This is a genomic window from Kocuria sp. NBRC 114282 (genome assembly GCF_030268385.1).
In the GTDB taxonomy this organism is placed as follows: domain Bacteria; phylum Actinomycetota; class Actinomycetes; order Actinomycetales; family Micrococcaceae; genus Kocuria; species Kocuria palustris.
Genome location: NZ_BSQO01000001.1, coordinates 613,532 through 627,939, shown reverse-complemented (window position 1 = coordinate 627,939; position 14,408 = coordinate 613,532). Strand labels below are relative to the sequence as shown.

The 14,408-nt window shown below is 71.1% G+C and carries 15 protein-coding genes; 6 read left to right on the top strand and 9 right to left on the bottom strand.

Annotation, left to right across the window (positions count from 1 at the left end; translation table 11 throughout):
- The first annotated feature begins 54 nt into the window (after window positions 1-54).
- Window positions 55-852: a PAQR family membrane homeostasis protein TrhA gene (gene trhA, locus QSJ40_RS02910; protein WP_285728582.1), complete on the top strand. Its 798-nt coding sequence runs from the start codon at window positions 55-57 to the stop codon at window positions 850-852.
- Window positions 853-884: 32 nt separating this feature from the next.
- Here trhA and QSJ40_RS02905 read toward each other — a convergent pair whose 3' ends face one another.
- Both QSJ40_RS02905 and mca read right to left on the bottom strand, forming a co-directional pair.
- Entirely contained in the window at window positions 885-1,253 is a 369-nt protein-coding gene (locus QSJ40_RS02905; RefSeq protein WP_285728580.1) for a hypothetical protein, read from the bottom strand.
- Window positions 1,254-1,308: 55 nt separating this feature from the next.
- Entirely contained in the window at window positions 1,309-2,232 is a 924-nt protein-coding gene (gene mca / locus QSJ40_RS02900) for a mycothiol conjugate amidase Mca (protein ID WP_285728893.1), read from the bottom strand.
- A 197-nt stretch (window positions 2,233-2,429) separates the two neighbouring features.
- On the opposite strand from mca, the gene QSJ40_RS02895 reads away from it, so the two are divergent.
- The gene (locus tag QSJ40_RS02895; protein ID WP_206390349.1) at window positions 2,430-2,861 is read left to right on the top strand and encodes a DUF4307 domain-containing protein; all 432 of its coding nucleotides are present in this window, start codon (window positions 2,430-2,432) and stop codon (window positions 2,859-2,861) included.
- 231 nt (window positions 2,862-3,092) lie between these two features.
- Complete coding sequence (gene greA, locus QSJ40_RS02890; RefSeq protein WP_006213422.1) at window positions 3,093-3,599, top strand: transcription elongation factor GreA; 507 nt, start codon at window positions 3,093-3,095, stop codon at window positions 3,597-3,599.
- 95 nt (window positions 3,600-3,694) lie between these two features.
- Here the strand turns inward: greA and ilvA are convergent, their stop codons facing one another.
- Both ilvA and QSJ40_RS02880 read right to left on the bottom strand, forming a co-directional pair.
- Complete coding sequence (gene ilvA, locus QSJ40_RS02885; protein ID WP_024289979.1) at window positions 3,695-4,942, bottom strand: threonine ammonia-lyase; 1,248 nt, start codon at window positions 4,940-4,942, stop codon at window positions 3,695-3,697.
- A 193-nt stretch (window positions 4,943-5,135) separates the two neighbouring features.
- Complete coding sequence (locus QSJ40_RS02880) at window positions 5,136-6,755, bottom strand: AI-2E family transporter (protein ID WP_285728577.1); 1,620 nt, start codon at window positions 6,753-6,755, stop codon at window positions 5,136-5,138.
- Window positions 6,756-6,878: 123 nt separating this feature from the next.
- On the opposite strand from QSJ40_RS02880, the gene QSJ40_RS02875 reads away from it, so the two are divergent.
- Window positions 6,879-7,481, top strand: a complete 603-nt coding sequence (locus QSJ40_RS02875) for a nitroreductase family protein (protein ID WP_285728574.1) — start codon at window positions 6,879-6,881, stop codon at window positions 7,479-7,481.
- A 99-nt stretch (window positions 7,482-7,580) separates the two neighbouring features.
- Here QSJ40_RS02875 and QSJ40_RS02870 read toward each other — a convergent pair whose 3' ends face one another.
- The 5 genes from QSJ40_RS02870 to galU all read right to left on the bottom strand — a co-directional run bounded on the left by QSJ40_RS02870 (window position 7,581) and on the right by galU (window position 12,998).
- On the bottom strand, window positions 7,581-8,417 hold the full coding sequence (locus QSJ40_RS02870) for a Bax inhibitor-1/YccA family protein (RefSeq protein WP_006213426.1): 837 nt from the start codon (window positions 8,415-8,417) through the stop codon (window positions 7,581-7,583).
- A 151-nt stretch (window positions 8,418-8,568) separates the two neighbouring features.
- Window positions 8,569-10,281: a CYTH and CHAD domain-containing protein gene (locus tag QSJ40_RS02865; protein ID WP_285728571.1), complete on the bottom strand. Its 1,713-nt coding sequence runs from the start codon at window positions 10,279-10,281 to the stop codon at window positions 8,569-8,571.
- Window positions 10,282-10,415: 134 nt separating this feature from the next.
- Entirely contained in the window at window positions 10,416-11,273 is an 858-nt protein-coding gene (locus QSJ40_RS02860; RefSeq protein WP_204782118.1) for a hypothetical protein, read from the bottom strand.
- A 163-nt stretch (window positions 11,274-11,436) separates the two neighbouring features.
- The gene (locus QSJ40_RS02855) at window positions 11,437-12,072 is read right to left on the bottom strand and encodes a GNAT family N-acetyltransferase (protein WP_285728568.1); all 636 of its coding nucleotides are present in this window, start codon (window positions 12,070-12,072) and stop codon (window positions 11,437-11,439) included.
- Window positions 12,069-12,998: a UTP--glucose-1-phosphate uridylyltransferase GalU gene (galU, locus tag QSJ40_RS02850; protein WP_278856946.1), complete on the bottom strand. Its 930-nt coding sequence runs from the start codon at window positions 12,996-12,998 to the stop codon at window positions 12,069-12,071. Before galU ends, QSJ40_RS02855 begins: the two co-directional genes overlap by 4 nt.
- A gap of 249 nt (window positions 12,999-13,247) precedes the next feature.
- Between galU and QSJ40_RS02845 the strand changes: the two genes are divergently transcribed.
- A complete protein-coding gene (locus QSJ40_RS02845; RefSeq protein ID WP_206390354.1) occupies window positions 13,248-13,892 on the top strand; it encodes a 5-formyltetrahydrofolate cyclo-ligase in 645 nt (214 codons plus the stop codon).
- Window positions 13,893-13,994: 102 nt separating this feature from the next.
- Window positions 13,995-14,267, top strand: a complete 273-nt coding sequence (locus tag QSJ40_RS02840; protein WP_006213433.1) for an FmdB family zinc ribbon protein — start codon at window positions 13,995-13,997, stop codon at window positions 14,265-14,267.
- The last annotated feature ends 141 nt before the right edge of the window (window positions 14,268-14,408 follow it).

Here is a 14,408-nt window from a genome sequence, read left to right as displayed (position 1 = left end):
AGGATCCGCATCGCACCGCTGCGCAGATCCTCAGTGACGTCCCCGGGAGGCTCCATGTCACCGCACACCGCCGAGGCGCCGCAGGGACGCCGTGTGCAGGATCACCGCGACGAGAGCCGGGCCTCGGGCGGGCGCAGGCGCCGTCGGCTCGAGCTGCCCACCGTGACCCGCTCCGTGGCCGCGTCCCGTCTGCTCTCACGGCATGGCTTCTCGGAGCGGCATCCCCCGGTCGAGCGCAAGCCGCTGATGCGCGGCTGGATCCATGCAGCGTTCACCCCGGTCGTGTTCGTGCTGGGCCTGATCGCGGTGCTGCTGGCGCCGAGCCTGGAGCTGCGGTTCGCCTGCGCGATCTTCGGCGTGACCGGGCTGCTGCTGTTCGGGGTCTCCGGCATCTACCACCGCAGCTACTGGTCCCCCCGGGTCACGGGCTTCCTGCGCCGGTTCGACCACTGCAACATCGCCCTGCTGATCGCGGGGACCTACACGCCGCTGGCGATCGCCCTGCTCGAGGATCCGCGGGCGCTGCTGATCATCATCTGGTCCTGCGCCGCGGGCCTGATCGCCTTCCGCCTGGTGTGGATGGGCGCCCCGCGCTGGCTCTACACGCCGCTGTACATCGTCATGGGCTGCATAGCGGTGGCCTACCTCCCGGTGTTCTGGCCCGTGAGCTCAGCGGCCACCGTGCTGCTGTCCGTGGGTGGGATCGCCTACATCGCCGGCGCGGTGGTCTACGCGCTGAAGCGCCCGGCGATCGCGCCGCTGCACTTCGGCTTCCACGAGGTCTTCCACTCGTGCACCGTGATCGGCTTCGTGTGCCACTGGAGCGCGATCGTCGTCGCGATGTCCGCCTGAGCGGCACTGGCACGACTGCTGCGCGGGCGGCTTCACGGCCGCTCGCCCGGAGCGTCCCTCTCGGCGCGCGCATCGTCCTGCTCGCGGGCACCCGGAGGTCCGCCGCGGGAGGTGTCCGTGGACGCGGCTGATCCGGCGGGCTCGTCCTCCTGCGCCGCCTCCGGGGTCTGGAGCGCAGCCCCCGACTCAGCCTCCTCGCGGGCGCGCGCGTAATCGGCGCGGTAGCGGAGGCGGCGCTGGCGGCGCACCATGTCGACGATCAGCAGCACGACGACGGCGACCATCACGAAGGTGATCAGGAAGCCGAGCAGCCCGGGGCTGACCTGCTCGGCCTCCAGGCCGGGGCGCAGCTCACCCGGGTCGGTGGCATCGTTGTAGTTCTGCAGCGGCAGGCTGAGCATGGAAGCGGTGATCTCGTCTCTTCGAAGGTTCTGGGGCTCCGCGGGCGCGGGTCCCTCAGATCTGCCAGGAGGGGGCGTCCTCGGGGTCCGGGTGGACCTCGTCCACGATCCCGGTGAACACGCAGGTCTCCGGCAGCTCGGTGTCCACGCGGGTGTCGGCGAGCACGTAGTCCTCCCACGGCCAGGCCGCGGCCTGGTCCTGTGGGGACATGGCGAAGAACCACGACTCAGGGGCCACCTGGGTCGCATGCGCCCGCAGGGCCTCGTCGCGCACCGGGAAGCAGTCGGCGCAATGGATCTTGGTCGTGGTGACGTGCTCGTTCGGCGCGGAGTCGTTGCCCTCCGTGTCCCGGGCCTCGAGCCGACGCGCGATGCGCTCGGCGAACGGGGACTCCAGGCCCTTGGCGGTCAGGGCCGCGTGCAGCGCCTGGAGGCGATCCAGGTCGAAGGCGCGGTCGTAGTAGAGCTTCAGCGGCTGCCAGGCCTCGCCCAGCTCCGGCAGGTGCTCGGGTTCCCCTGCCTTCTCCCACGCGCGCATGGCGACGTTGTGGGTCTGGATGTGATCCGGGTGCGGATAGCCGCCGTTCTCGTCGTAGGTGAGGATCACGTGCGGGCGGAACTCGCGGACCAGCTGGATCAACGGGGCGGCGGCCCGGTCCACCGGCTGCAGCGCGAAGCACGCCGGCGGCAGCGGCGGCAGCGGATCGCCCTCGGGCAGCCCGGAGTCCGTGTAGCCGAGCCAGCGGTGGCGGATGTCCAGCGCCTTGGCCGCCCGGTCCATCTCCTGGCGGCGGTAGCCCGCGAGGTCGCGCCGGGCGTGGGGCACGGACTCCATGGCGGAGTTGAGGATCGAGCCGGACTCGCCGCCGGTGCAGGTCACGACCATCACGTCGACGCCCAGACGGCGGTAGTGCGCCATCGTGGCGGCGCCCTTCGACGATTCGTCGTCGGGATGGGCGTGGACGGCCAGCAGACGCATGTCGGAGTACGAGGGCAAGGTCCTGAGATCCTTTCCGATGAGGGGCGCTGAGCACGAAGCATCCGTGCTCAGCAGGCGGCGCGCTTCCGGCTCCGGCCGACAGCACGCACACCCCGCGATCCTACGCGCCTCGGCTGGGCCTTCCCTCGGTGCCCGGACCGACCGGGGCGTCCGAGGCCGGCACTAGACTGGAAGGCATGCCGCACACGAGACAGCCCGCAGCCGCGAGCGAGACGTCGGTGCTGCAGCAGCGCTATGACCTCCGTCCCCGCCGCCGGCTGAGCGCTCGTGCTCGCTGGGGTCTGATCGGGGCCGCGCTGCTGGTGGCCACCCTGTTCGTCGTGTGGATCGTGCAGGGCCGGTCCGCAGCGCCGAGCTCCAAGGACGTGGGCTTCGACCTCATCTCCTCGGCCCAGGTGACCGCCGACTTCGAGGTCACCCGCGATCCCGATCAGGCGGTGCGCTGCGGCGTCGAGGCGCTGAACGAGGACTGGGCCGTCGTCGGCTACGAGGAGATCACGCTGCCCGCGGACTCCCAGGCCGAGCGCACGACCGCCCACCGCCTGGCCATCCGCACCACCAATCCGGCCAACACCGCCCGGGTCGACAGCTGCTGGAACCTGGGCTGAGCCCCGGCCGCGCGCACTCGGCCTGACACGGGCGCCGTGGATCGGTGTGCCGAAGATCGCACCCCTTTCCGATAAGATGATCCTCCTGCCTGTTCCGCCGCGCCCGCATCCCAGCGATGCGCAGCGCAGCCCCCTCAGGCAGCGGCACCGCCCGAGCAGACCGCAGAGGCCCCGCGCCCCGGCGTCGGGTGCCGTGCCGGCAAGACCACCGCAGACAGAGAGAAGAGCACCGTGTCCGAGACCCCCGAGACCGAGGGCGCCTGGCTCACCCAGGAGGCCTACGACCGCCTCAAGAAGGAGCTCGACCACATCTCCGGGCCGTACCGTCAGGAGATCGTCGACCGCATCGAGGCGGCTCGCGATGAGGGCGACCTCAAGGAGAACGGCGGCTACCACGCCGCCCGCGAGGAGCAGTCCAAGAACGAGGGCCGCATCCAGCAGCTGACCAATCTCCTGGAGAACGCGACGGTAGGCGAGTTCGCCGAGGACAACGGCGTCGTCGAAGCCGGCATGATCGTCACGGCGAAGATCGCCGGCAACGAGATGACCTTCCTGCTGGGCTCCCGCGAGGTCGCCGAGGACCTCGTCGGGGACTCCGACCTGGAGGTCTACTCCCTGCGCTCCCCGCTGGGCGCGGCCATCGCAGGCCACAAGGCCGGCGACAAGGTGAGCTACGAGGCCCCCAACGGCAAGTCCATCGAGGTCGAGATCCTCGAGGCCAAGCCCTTCCGCGGCTGAAGCCCCGCACACGGCGAAGGCGCCGTCTCCCGTTCGGGAGACGGCGCCTTCCTCATGCCGACCCGCAGCGGGTGCGGGCTGCGGGAGCGCTCGGCTCAGTGCACGACGACGGGCTCGTAGCCCTCGGCCTCCAGGGCGGCGATCACGGCGCGCGAATGCTCGTGGCCCTTGGTCTCCATGTCGATCGTGATGGAGACATCGCCCATGGACAGCGAGCCGCCGATGCGGGTGTGGTCCACGCCGGTCACATTGGCGTCCAGGCTCGAGATGATCCCGGAGATGCGGGTCAGCTCGCCGGGGCGGTCCACGAGCATCATCTTCAGGGTCTGGTAGCGCCCAGCCGCCGCCAGACCGCGCTGGATCACCTTGAGCATGAGCATGGGATCGATGTTGCCGCCGGAAAGCACCACAGCCGTGGTGCCGAGGTCTCCGTGGACCTCCTGGAGGCGTCCGTCGAGCAGCGCGGCCACGCCGACCACACCGGCCGGCTCGACCACGAGCTTGTTGCGCTCGAGCAGGAAGATCAGCGCCTCGGCCAGGCGGTCCTCCGAGACCGTCACGATGTCGTCGACGAGGTCGCGGATGATCTCGAAGGGCAGCTCTCCGGGCTTGCCCACGGCGATGCCGTCGGCGATGGTCGAGACCCTGTCCAGGGAGACGATCGCGTCCCCGGCCAGCGAGGGCGGGTAGGCGGCGGCGTTCTCGGCCTGCACGCCGATCAGCCGCACCGGGCGTCCGCCGTTGGCGGCTCTGGCCTTCAGGGCGACAGCCAGACCCGCAAGGAGCCCACCTCCGCCCACACCCGTGAGCACGGTGTCCACTTCCGGGACCTGCTCGAGGATCTCGAGGCCCAGCGTTCCCTGACCGGCCACGATCTCCGCGTTGTCGAAGGGGTGGATGAAGACCATGCCGGACTCCTCGGCCACCCGCTTGGCCTCGCTCAGCGCCTCGTCCACGGTCGAGCCGAAGAGCACGACCTCAGCGCCGTGATCCTGGGTCGCGGCGATCTTGGGAAGGGCCGCCACCCGAGGCATGTAGATCCTGGCCCGGATCCCGAGCTGGCTGGCGGCCAGCGCCACCCCCTGGGCGTGATTGCCTGCCGAGGCCGCGATGACCCCGCGGGCCTTCTCCTGATCGGACAGCCCGGCCATCCGCACGTAGGCCCCGCGGGCCTTGAAGGAGCCGGCGCGCTGCAGGTTCTCGGCCTTGAGCCACACCTCGGAGCCCAGCTCCCGCGAAAGCGCCCGGGAATGCGCCACAGGAGTCCGCTCGATGACGCCGTCGAGCAGCCGCGCGGCGCGCTCGATGTCCTCGAGCTGGACGGGTAGCTCGGACAGCGACATGGGGTCCTCCTGAACCTGGGTGCTGCGGCACCCGATGGACGTGCTCGACCCCGGTGCGGGCCGCCATCCATCCTAGGACGCGACGATGGGCCGCCCCGACACCGTCTGCGGTGCCGCTGCGACCCATCGACGAGCTCCCGACGAGGCGCGTCGTCCTCAGCGGAGGCGACTGCGCTGCGACGGTCCGGGCCGATCAGACCCGGTGGGAGCCTCCGCGGCCGTCCGCCTGGGAATCGAGACCATCCTCGGAGCCGCCCTGCTCGGGCGGAGTCGGATCGGCGTCGTCGACGCCCGCGACCACCCGGTCGCCGGGAGTGGGCTGGCCGACGTCGTCTCCCAGGCCCTGCGGCATGCGCGCCACCTGCGCCTCCTCGAGCTCGCCCGCCTCCTGCGTGGGTCGGGGCTGCGGGACGTCGGTCTCCTTGGCGGCGCCGTGGTGCTCCTTCTGCCGGGCGTGACGACGGCGCTCGGCCTCGGACACCCGGTCGGCGGCCTCGAGGGCGCGATCGCGCTCGCGCTGCGTGACGTCCTTCTCGGCCTCCTTGTTGCGGGACTTGGCCTCCTCATTGCGGCGGGTGCGGCTGAAGCGGCGGAACTGCTGGAGCACCTCCTCGCGGGTGAGCTCCTTGGCCTTGGCCTTTCGGCGTATCTCCCACGGATACAGATAGGGCTGCCAGGCGATGTCCGGGTCGTGCTCCCATCCCCTGCTGGAGAGATAGCGGATCACGGAGTTGACCATGGCCAGCAGCGGCACCGCGAACAGCGCGCCCAGGATGCCCGCGACCACGGATCCCGAGGCCACGGCCAGGAAGACCGCCAGCGGGTGCAGGGAGACCGCCTGGCCCATGATCAGCGGCTGCAGGACGTTGCCCTCGAGCTGCTGCACGATGATGACGACGGCCAGCATGCCCAGGGCTGCCATCGGCCCGTTGGCCACGAGCGCCACGAGCACGCCGATCGCACCGGTGACCACAGCGCCCACGAGCGGGATCCACGAGCCGATGAACACCAGGATCGCCAGCGGCACCGCCAGCGGAACGCCCAGGATGAACGCTCCCAGGCCGATGCCCACGGCGTCGATGAACGCCACGAAGCCCTGCACCCGCACGTACTGCCCCAGCGAGATCCAGGCCTTGCGGCCCGAGCCGTTCACCGCGGCCTGAGCCGGCTTGGGGAACAGCTTCACGATGAACAGCCAGATCCGCTCTCCATCGGAGAGGAAGAAGATCAGGGTGAAGATCATGATGAAGAAGCCGGTCACGAAGTTGCCGGCCGTCGAGCCGAACGACACGGCCCCGGAGAGGATCGACCCGGAGTTGTCCTGCAGCCAGCCCATGCCCTGCTCCACCAGGTCGTTGAGCCGGTCCGTGGACACATCGATCGGGAGGTCCTCGATCAGCCCGATCAGGGCGTTCACACCGGCCATGGCCGAGTCGCTGAGCTTGCTGAAGCCGGAGATGATCTGCTGCCCCGCAAGGGCCAGCAGGCCGAAGACGACCAGGATCAGGATCACGATCGAGCTCAGAGAGGCCAGGATGCCCGGGAACCGCAGGCGGCGCAGCGCCTGGGACAGCGGGGCGATCAGACTCGCCACGAGGGCGGCCAGCAGCACCGGGATCAGCACGGTGGTCACCGACCCGAGCAGGCGCCCCAGCACGTAGATTCCGGCGATGATGACGATGATGCGCCAGGACCAGGCTGCGGCCACCCGCACGCCTGCCGGAACGCTCTGGCCGTCGCTCACGCCCTTCCTGGGCATCTGGATATCTGGCTCGCGCTCATGATCGGGCGAGGATCCGGTGGTTGATGTCATGGGCTTCATCATGGCACCTCCGGGGGACAGCACCGGGGCAGGACAGGCAGTGGCCTTCACCTCGTCATCCCCGATTCTCCGACGCACAGGGGCGCAATGTCCCGAAGGTGGGATGATGGCTCCATGGTCGCCCCGTTCCTGAGAATCCTGTCCCAGCGTCGACGCGCCCTCACTCTGCTCCCAGAGGCCCCCACGCGCGCCGAGCTGGAGCAGATCGTCCGGGCGGCCGCGGGTCGACCTGCGCCCGACGACACCGCTCCCTGGCGCCTGATCGCCACCACTCGCACGCAGGCCCCGCAGCTGGCCGCCGCGCTCTCCGGGCTGCGCTCCCTGCCGGACGTCGGCGATGGCAGCGCACCGCTGAAGGGCAAGCAGCTGCGCCGTCTGGCGGCCTTCCGCGGCTCGCTGGCCTTCGCCATGCGAGGCGGCATGGCCCTGGCCCTCGTCTTCCGTCCCGCCGAGGACGCTCAGCTGTCCCGCAAGCGCCAGCGCATGGAGGCACTGGCCGCGCACACCGTTCTGGAGGCTGCGCTGTGCGGCGTCGGCTGGGGCGTGCAGTGGGCACCGCGCGAGTCGCCCGACCAGGAGGTCCTGCACGACTTCTACGGCCTGCAGGAGCGCGAAGAGATCCTGGGCTGGCTGTTCGTCGGCCGGGTCCCGGCCGCTGAGGCGCGGGAGGCCGCTGCGGGGCCCAAGCCGCAGACCCCGCTCGAATTCCTGGACTGACCCGAGCGACGAGAAGGGCCCGGCCCCCACCGGCGAAGGATCGCTTGGTGGGGGCCGGGCCCTGTGCTGCGCAGGATGTCTCCCGCGGCGCGAGCTGTCTCAATCGTTGCTGTTGAACAGCGCCAGGATGCGCAGGATCTCGACGTAGAGCCAGATCAGCGTGACCGTCAGGCCGAAGGCCGCAGACCAGGCGTACTTTGCCGGCACGCGGCCGATGCCGTTGCGGATGTTCTCGTAGTCGAGCACGAGCGAGTACGACGCCAGCAGGATGGCGATCGCACCGATGAGCAGGCCCAGCGGCAGGTCGGTGCCCGGGATGCTGACGTCCGAGCGCATGTTGAAGCCGGCGAAGACCGACAGGCCCAGGTTGACCAGGCCGAACACGAGGTAGCCGAGCATGGCGACCAGCACGATCTTGGTCAGCACGGGGCTGGAGCGCAGGATGCCCAGCTGGTTGAGCACCAGCACGACGGCGGCCACGCCCAGGGTGCCGATGACGGCCTGGAGCACGATGCCCTGGTAGGCGCTGGCCTCCATGATCATGGACAGCCCGCCCAGGAAGGCTCCCTGAGCCGCGGCGTAGGCCATGATCAGCACGGGCGAGGGCTCGCGCTTGAAGGCGTTGACCAGGCCGAGCACCAGGCCGATGATCGCGCCGGGGATGGCCAGGGCCGGCACGTACCAGCCCACGACCGCCATGACGATCACGGTGCCCAGGGTCATGGCGGTGCGCATGACGACGTCGGTCATGGTCATGCGGCCGGTCTGCGCAGGGCCTGCCGTGGGCTGGTCGTACATGCCCTGCAGCTTGTCCGCGCTGGCCGTCTGACCGGCCCCGCCGGCGTAGTCGTAGATCCGGCCGTTCTGCTCGTACTGGCCCTGCTGGGGCCGGGCGCCCTTCTGGGCGCCGAAGTCGCGGAGCATGGGATTGCTCATGCAATCGTCCTTTCCTGTGCCCGCATATGTCCTGTGGGGCAGTCGCGGGCGGTAGTGGGGGCTGGCCCCAGGCTAGCAGTCGCGACTGAGGCCCCGCTGGGCCGTCACCTGTGGGCGAACGGTCCGGCGGGGCCTCATGGGCTCAGGGGCTTCAGTCCTCGCCCTCGAGCTGGCCGAAGAGGTCCTCCAGGAGGAGCACGCTGTCCTCGGCCGATGCCTCGAGCCGCGCCCGCTCCCGGCCGTGCAGGATGCCCACGCCGTAGCGATCGCCGCCCTTGCGCACGAGCGCGCGAGCGGCGGAGGCGTACCAGAGATCCATCACGCGGCAGTCCATGAGCTCCCCGCAGGTCTCGAGGTAGCCCTCCGCGCTCGGGAGGACCGCGACCTGGGACTTGCGGGCTCGCAGCGCGGTGAGCTCGAAGACCTCGGACCCGAAGCTGAGCAGACGCAGCGCGCGGCGCACGGCATGGACGTGGACCAGCACGTCCTCGAGCTCCACTGTCTCGGCGGGCACGGGCCCCAGCTGCCTGACGTTCTCCAGCCAGCGCTCGGTCATGCGCGAGCCGAGCTTCTTGGGCGTCCGCTCAGCAGCCGACTCGCTGAGCCGCGCCCGATCGAGCATCTCGCCCAGGGCCCGCAGCGACTCCTGGTGCCCGCTGGAGAGCAGGCGCCGGCGCGCAGCCGTGGTCTGCGCCTCGCGGTTCTCCCGGGCCATGGTCACCAGCTGGGCGGCAGCCGATCGGGAGAGGGCCTCCCCCGCGTCCTGGGCACGCAGCGGGAGCAGCTGCTCCACGACCTCGGCATCGCGCAGCGCGGAGAGCTCCTGGCTCGTCTCGCGCACGATCCGGCCTGCCTCGGCCGCTTCCTGGGGATTCGCCAGATCCGGGCCGAGCCCGATGAGCAGGGCCTCGCAGGTGCGCGCCGCGCGGCGCAGGCCGTGCACGGCTGGCTCCGCCCCGATCCGCACCAGGAAGTCCATCCACTGGATCTGTCGGACGGCTCCGAGCAGCGCGGTCCGCACGATCTGCTCGGTGCTCGGCTCGGACTCCGGCTCCGGGGCCGCCTCGGCCCGCTTCGCCTTCTTGCCGCCGTCCTTCTTGTCCTTCTTGCCCTTCTTCCCGCCGTCCTTCTTGTCCTTCTTCCCCTTCTTGCCCTTCGAGGAGGCCTTCTCGGCGCGGTCCACGGAGGAATCCTCCGGCTGGGTGCCCGGCAGCTGCTCGCCGTCGGGGCCGATCACCGTGACGGCCTCGGCGTCGTCCTCGGCGCCCAGGGTGCGCGCGATCTTGGCTGCGGAGGCGGACGGACGCAGCCCGGCCGCCAGCAGCACCGTCTCGATCTCGTCGAAGACGGCCTGGGGATCTGCCTGGGTCCCGTTGACCAGCTCGACCTCGTACTCCTGCCACACCCGGGTGATGCCCGTGGCGGATTCCGTGCCGCGGACGTCGTCCAGGCAGATCTCGGCCACGCGGCCGTGCTCCGGGTCGTGCACCTGCAGCACCTGGCGCTCGTTGCGCAGCACGGCCAGAGGCTCGAGGGGCTGATCGTCCAGCAGGCCCGAGATCAGCTGGCGCATCTGCGCCGGCAGCCGGTCGGCGGTGCGCAGCAGCGGCACGTGGACCTCGTGCTTGAGGCCATCGGCGCGGAACTTCAGGTGCCACCCCTCGTCCGGACCGCCGCGACGACGGCGCAGCGCCAGCCCGAAGGCGGCCAGGCTGCCGGTGGCGGTGTCGTAGTAGGTGGCCTCGAGGGAGCGGACATCCTGCTCCGGCTCCACCTTGAGGCGCGGCATGTCATCCCACAACGGCTCGGCCCCTGCGGGCACCTCGTACTTGCGCTCGATCTCGGGCTGGGTGCTGGGGGTCATCGCCGGATCTCCTCTCGGGAGGTCGTGGAGGTGCTGTGGCTTCTGCGGGTGGGAGCGGAATGTCGTCGGCCGCCTCGCCCGATGGCGATGCGGCCGACGATGTTCTCGAAGGGTGTGCGGGCTGGCAGGCCGACTCAGGCCCGGCGCCGCGACAGGACGTCGTCGAGGTCGATGGAGGCGCCGGGGCGCTCGGTCTGGGGCTGCGGGACCTGAGCGGCCTCGCGCAGCGGGCGTCCGGAGGTCTTGGGCGCGGCCGGAGCCTGCATGGGCTCGACGGCCGCACGGGGCGCCACAGCCACGCGGGCGTAGGTGGGCTTGGGCACCGCGACGGGCTCCCAGGTCTCGCCGCGGCCCTGCGAGGACTGCTCGGCCACCCGACGTGCTGCGGCGCGAAGCTCCTCGTGGGTGGGCACGAGCTGACCGGCAGCCTGGGTGCGCACGCCCGCCGGACGCGCGGCGGAGCGCTGCAGGTCGGCGCGCGGCGGGACGTACGGGGCGGCCGTGGAGGAGCGGACGACGCTGCGGCCGGCGTCCTGCTCCTCGTCCTCGAAGCGCAGGTCGTCCAGGAACTCCTGATCCTCGGGAAGGTCCAGGTCCTGGCGATCCGCCTGCTCGCGGCGCTCGGCCTCCCGGGCGACGTGCTGCTCGTTGTCGAACAGCGCTCGGTCCTGCGCCTCGGCCTGCTCCGGCTGGCCCTCGACGGCAGCCTCAGCACCGAGCGCGCTGCGGGCGCTGCGCACGGAGGTGCCGGCGGCCGGCGCAGCGGCGCGCTCCTGATCCGCGACGTACACGAGGGTTGCGATGCTGCCCGTGCCCAGCAGGAGCAGGAAGACCGGCCAGGGCCAGGTCACGGCGGTGAAGGGGGTCAGAAGACCCAGCACGACGGCCAGCGCGAGGCTCCCGGCGCCCAGCAGGAACACGGAGGTGCGATCCCACCTGATCGCCAGGCCGTCGAAGACGCCGGCTGAAGGCTGGGTGTCGCTGCTCGGCATCTTCCGGGCTCCTCGGATTCTCAAGGTGATGAGGCGGTTCGGCTGGTGCCGGATCCGCTGCGGGTCGAAGACAGCGCAGAACGGCGGCACGTTCAGGTGCTCGGCTCCATGATCCCATACTCCGCCGGGAATGCGTCGCAGCGAAGCGCCGCGCGACACACCTTCAGGACTGCACGATCATCGGCCTGCCGGTGCCGGTGAAGCGCTCGACCAGGCCCCCGGCAGCGAGCTCCGGGGCCGTCAGCGCGAAGCTGCGGTGATCGCTCCAGCTCCCCGCGATGTGCAGGTAATCCCGCCGCAGCCCCTCGTCGCGGAAGCCCAGCTTCTCGACGATGCGCAGGGACGCTGCGTTCTGCGGGCGGATGTTGATCTCGACCCGGTGGAGGCGGCGATGCTGGAAGCAGTAGTCCACGGCCATCGCGACCGCCATGGGCGCGATCCCGCGTCCGGCGCACGTAGCGTCGACCCAGTAGCCGATCGAGGCGCTGCGCGCGGCTCCGCCGGTGATCGACGAGACGGCGAGCTGGCCGACCATCGGCCAGGAGCCGTCCGGGCGCCGCTCCGCGATGACCCACGGCAGGCTGCGTCCCGCTCTCGCCTCCCGGTCCTGCTCCCGCATGAAGCGCCGGAACGACGGCAGCGTCTCGGAGGGCTCTGGGTTCGTGGCCTCCCACGGGTCCAGCCACTCCCGGTTCTCCCACCGCACCGCATCCCACTCGCCGCGATCGCGCGCGACGAGGGGACGCAGCCGCAGGTCGCCCCAGGACAGCCGCACGGGCCACTGAACCCGCGGGCTCACGCCTGGTCGGCGTCCTTGCCCTCGAGGCCCTTGGCGAACTCGATCAGCCACGCGCGCAGCTCCGGGCCGAGGTCCTCGCGCTCCGAGGCGATGGTGACGTTGGCCTTGAGGTAGGACAGCTTGTCGCCGGTGTCGTAGCGGCGGCCGCGGAAGACCACGCCGTACACGCCGCCGCCCTCGCCCTCCTGGGCGGCCAGCTCGGCCAGGGCGTCGGTCAGCTGGATCTCGTCGCCCCGGCCGGGCTCGGTGTGCTCGAGCACCTCGAAGACGCCCTGGTGCAGGACGTAGCGCCCGATGATCGCGAGGTTCGACGGCGCCTCGGCGGGCTCGGGCTTCTCGACCAGGCCGTTGACGCGGACGTAGTCCTCGCCCTCGACCGCGGAGACGTCGGCGCAGCCGTAGGCGCCGATGCTCTCCTGCGGGACCTCGAGCAGGGCCACGACCGAGCCGCCGGTGCGCTGCTGGACCTCGATCATCTCGGAGAGGAGGTCCTCCTTCTCGTCGATGAGGTCGTCGCCGAGAAGCACCGCGAAGGGCTCGTCGCCCACGTGGGTCTTGGCGCGCAGGACCGCGTGGCCCAGGCCCTTGGGGTCGCCCTGGCGCAGGTAGTGCAGGTCGCCGAGCTCGGAGGCGTGCTCGACGGCCTCGAGCAGCTTGTCCTTGCCGGACTCCTTGAGCTGGGCCTCCAGCGACGGGATACGGTCGAAGTGGTCCTCGAGGGCGCGCTTGGAGCGGCCCGTGATCACGAGCAGATCGGTCAGACCGGCATCGACGGCCTCCTGCACCACGTACTGGATCGCGGGGCGATCCACCACGGGCAGCATCTCCTTGGGAGTGGCCTTCGTGGCGGGCAGGAAGCGGGTGCCCAGCCCGGCGGCGGGCAGGACGGCCTTGCGGACGGTGCGCTTGGGATTCTCAGAGCTCATGCTCGAAGGCTAACGGAACGCCCCCTGCGAGCCCCTTGTGGGTCGCATCACCCCGCGAGCCGTGTTCGCGGACCGGCCTCCCGGCTGTGGGCCGTCGCGCTGTGCCCGCCGCTTTCGCAGCCCCGCTGCCACCGCCGTCTCGTCGCCCCAGGGGGCATCTCAGCGCCCAGCAGCACATCGGATTTCATCGAGGCCGGTGCCACAGTGTGGACAGAGGCGTCGGCTTCATGAACTGCCATGATGGGGCTCATGACCGGCTCCGACGCCCCTCAGACGCCCGTGCCCTCAGTCCGTGAGCGCAAGCGCGCGCTGCGTCGACGTCTGCGCGCGGACCGTGCGGGGACTTCCGTGCAGGAGCGCTCCCGGCAGGTCGTCGGCTTTGCCACCGGGCTCGAGCAGCTGCTCGCCCGGCATCCCGACGGCCCCGTGCTCGCCTTCCTGCCGCTGCCCGAGGAGCCCCCGCTCACGGAGGCGCTGCGGCAGCACATGGCGCATCGGAGCCTGCTGCTGCCCGTGACCCAGCCCGGACGCAGGATGCTGTGGACGCCGTGGCTGGACTCCACGGGCTTCGCCCCGTCCGGGCCCGGGGGACTGCCCGAGGCGGTCGGGCCCCTCAGCGAGGCTCCGCAGGATCTCGGACTGGTCCTGGTGCCCGCCCTGGCCGTCGACGCCGAGGGCCTGCGCCTGGGCATGGGCGGCGGGTTCTACGACGCCTTCCTGCAGTCGCTCGCCCCTGGGACCCCCGCGGCGGCCTGCGTCTTCGCCCGGGAGGTGCTGCCTCCTGGCGCTGTTCCCGGCGAGCCCTGGGACGCCCGGCTTCACCTCGCCCTGACCGAGACGGGGCTGGTCGATCTGCAGGGCTCGGCGGCGAGGGCCGAGAGCACAGGCGCATAGAATCGAGGCCGATCCGAAGCCGCCGTCGTCTCCTCAGCAGAGGCCGCCGCGGCCCCGCCCTCGGCACGCACCGTGCCTCGCCGTCGTCCGGAAGGTCCCTCCATGCCCGTCTACGCCTACAAGTGCAAGAGCTGCGGCCACCAGCTCGAGGTCCGCCAGTCCTTCTCGGACGCCCCGCTGAGCGAGTGCCCGCAGTGCGGCGGCGAGCTGCGCAAGCAGTTCAACTCCGTGGGCGTGGTCTTCAAGGGCTCGGGCTTCTACCGCAACGACTCCCGCGCGAGCAGCTCCTCGTCCTCTGCTTCATCCTCGGAGTCCAGCACCTCTGGCACGAGCTCCTCGAGCTCCGCCTCCTCGAGCTCGAGCTCGTCGGACTGACCCGCTGATCGCGGCTGTGCCTCCGATGCGCGGCTGCTCCGAGGCTCCACAGCCGCGCATCGGACCGCCTTCTCGGGCCGCCGCTCCCCCACCGGCACAGCAGCTGCGCCACGGGACTCGAGGCCCCGCCTAGCGTGCGGG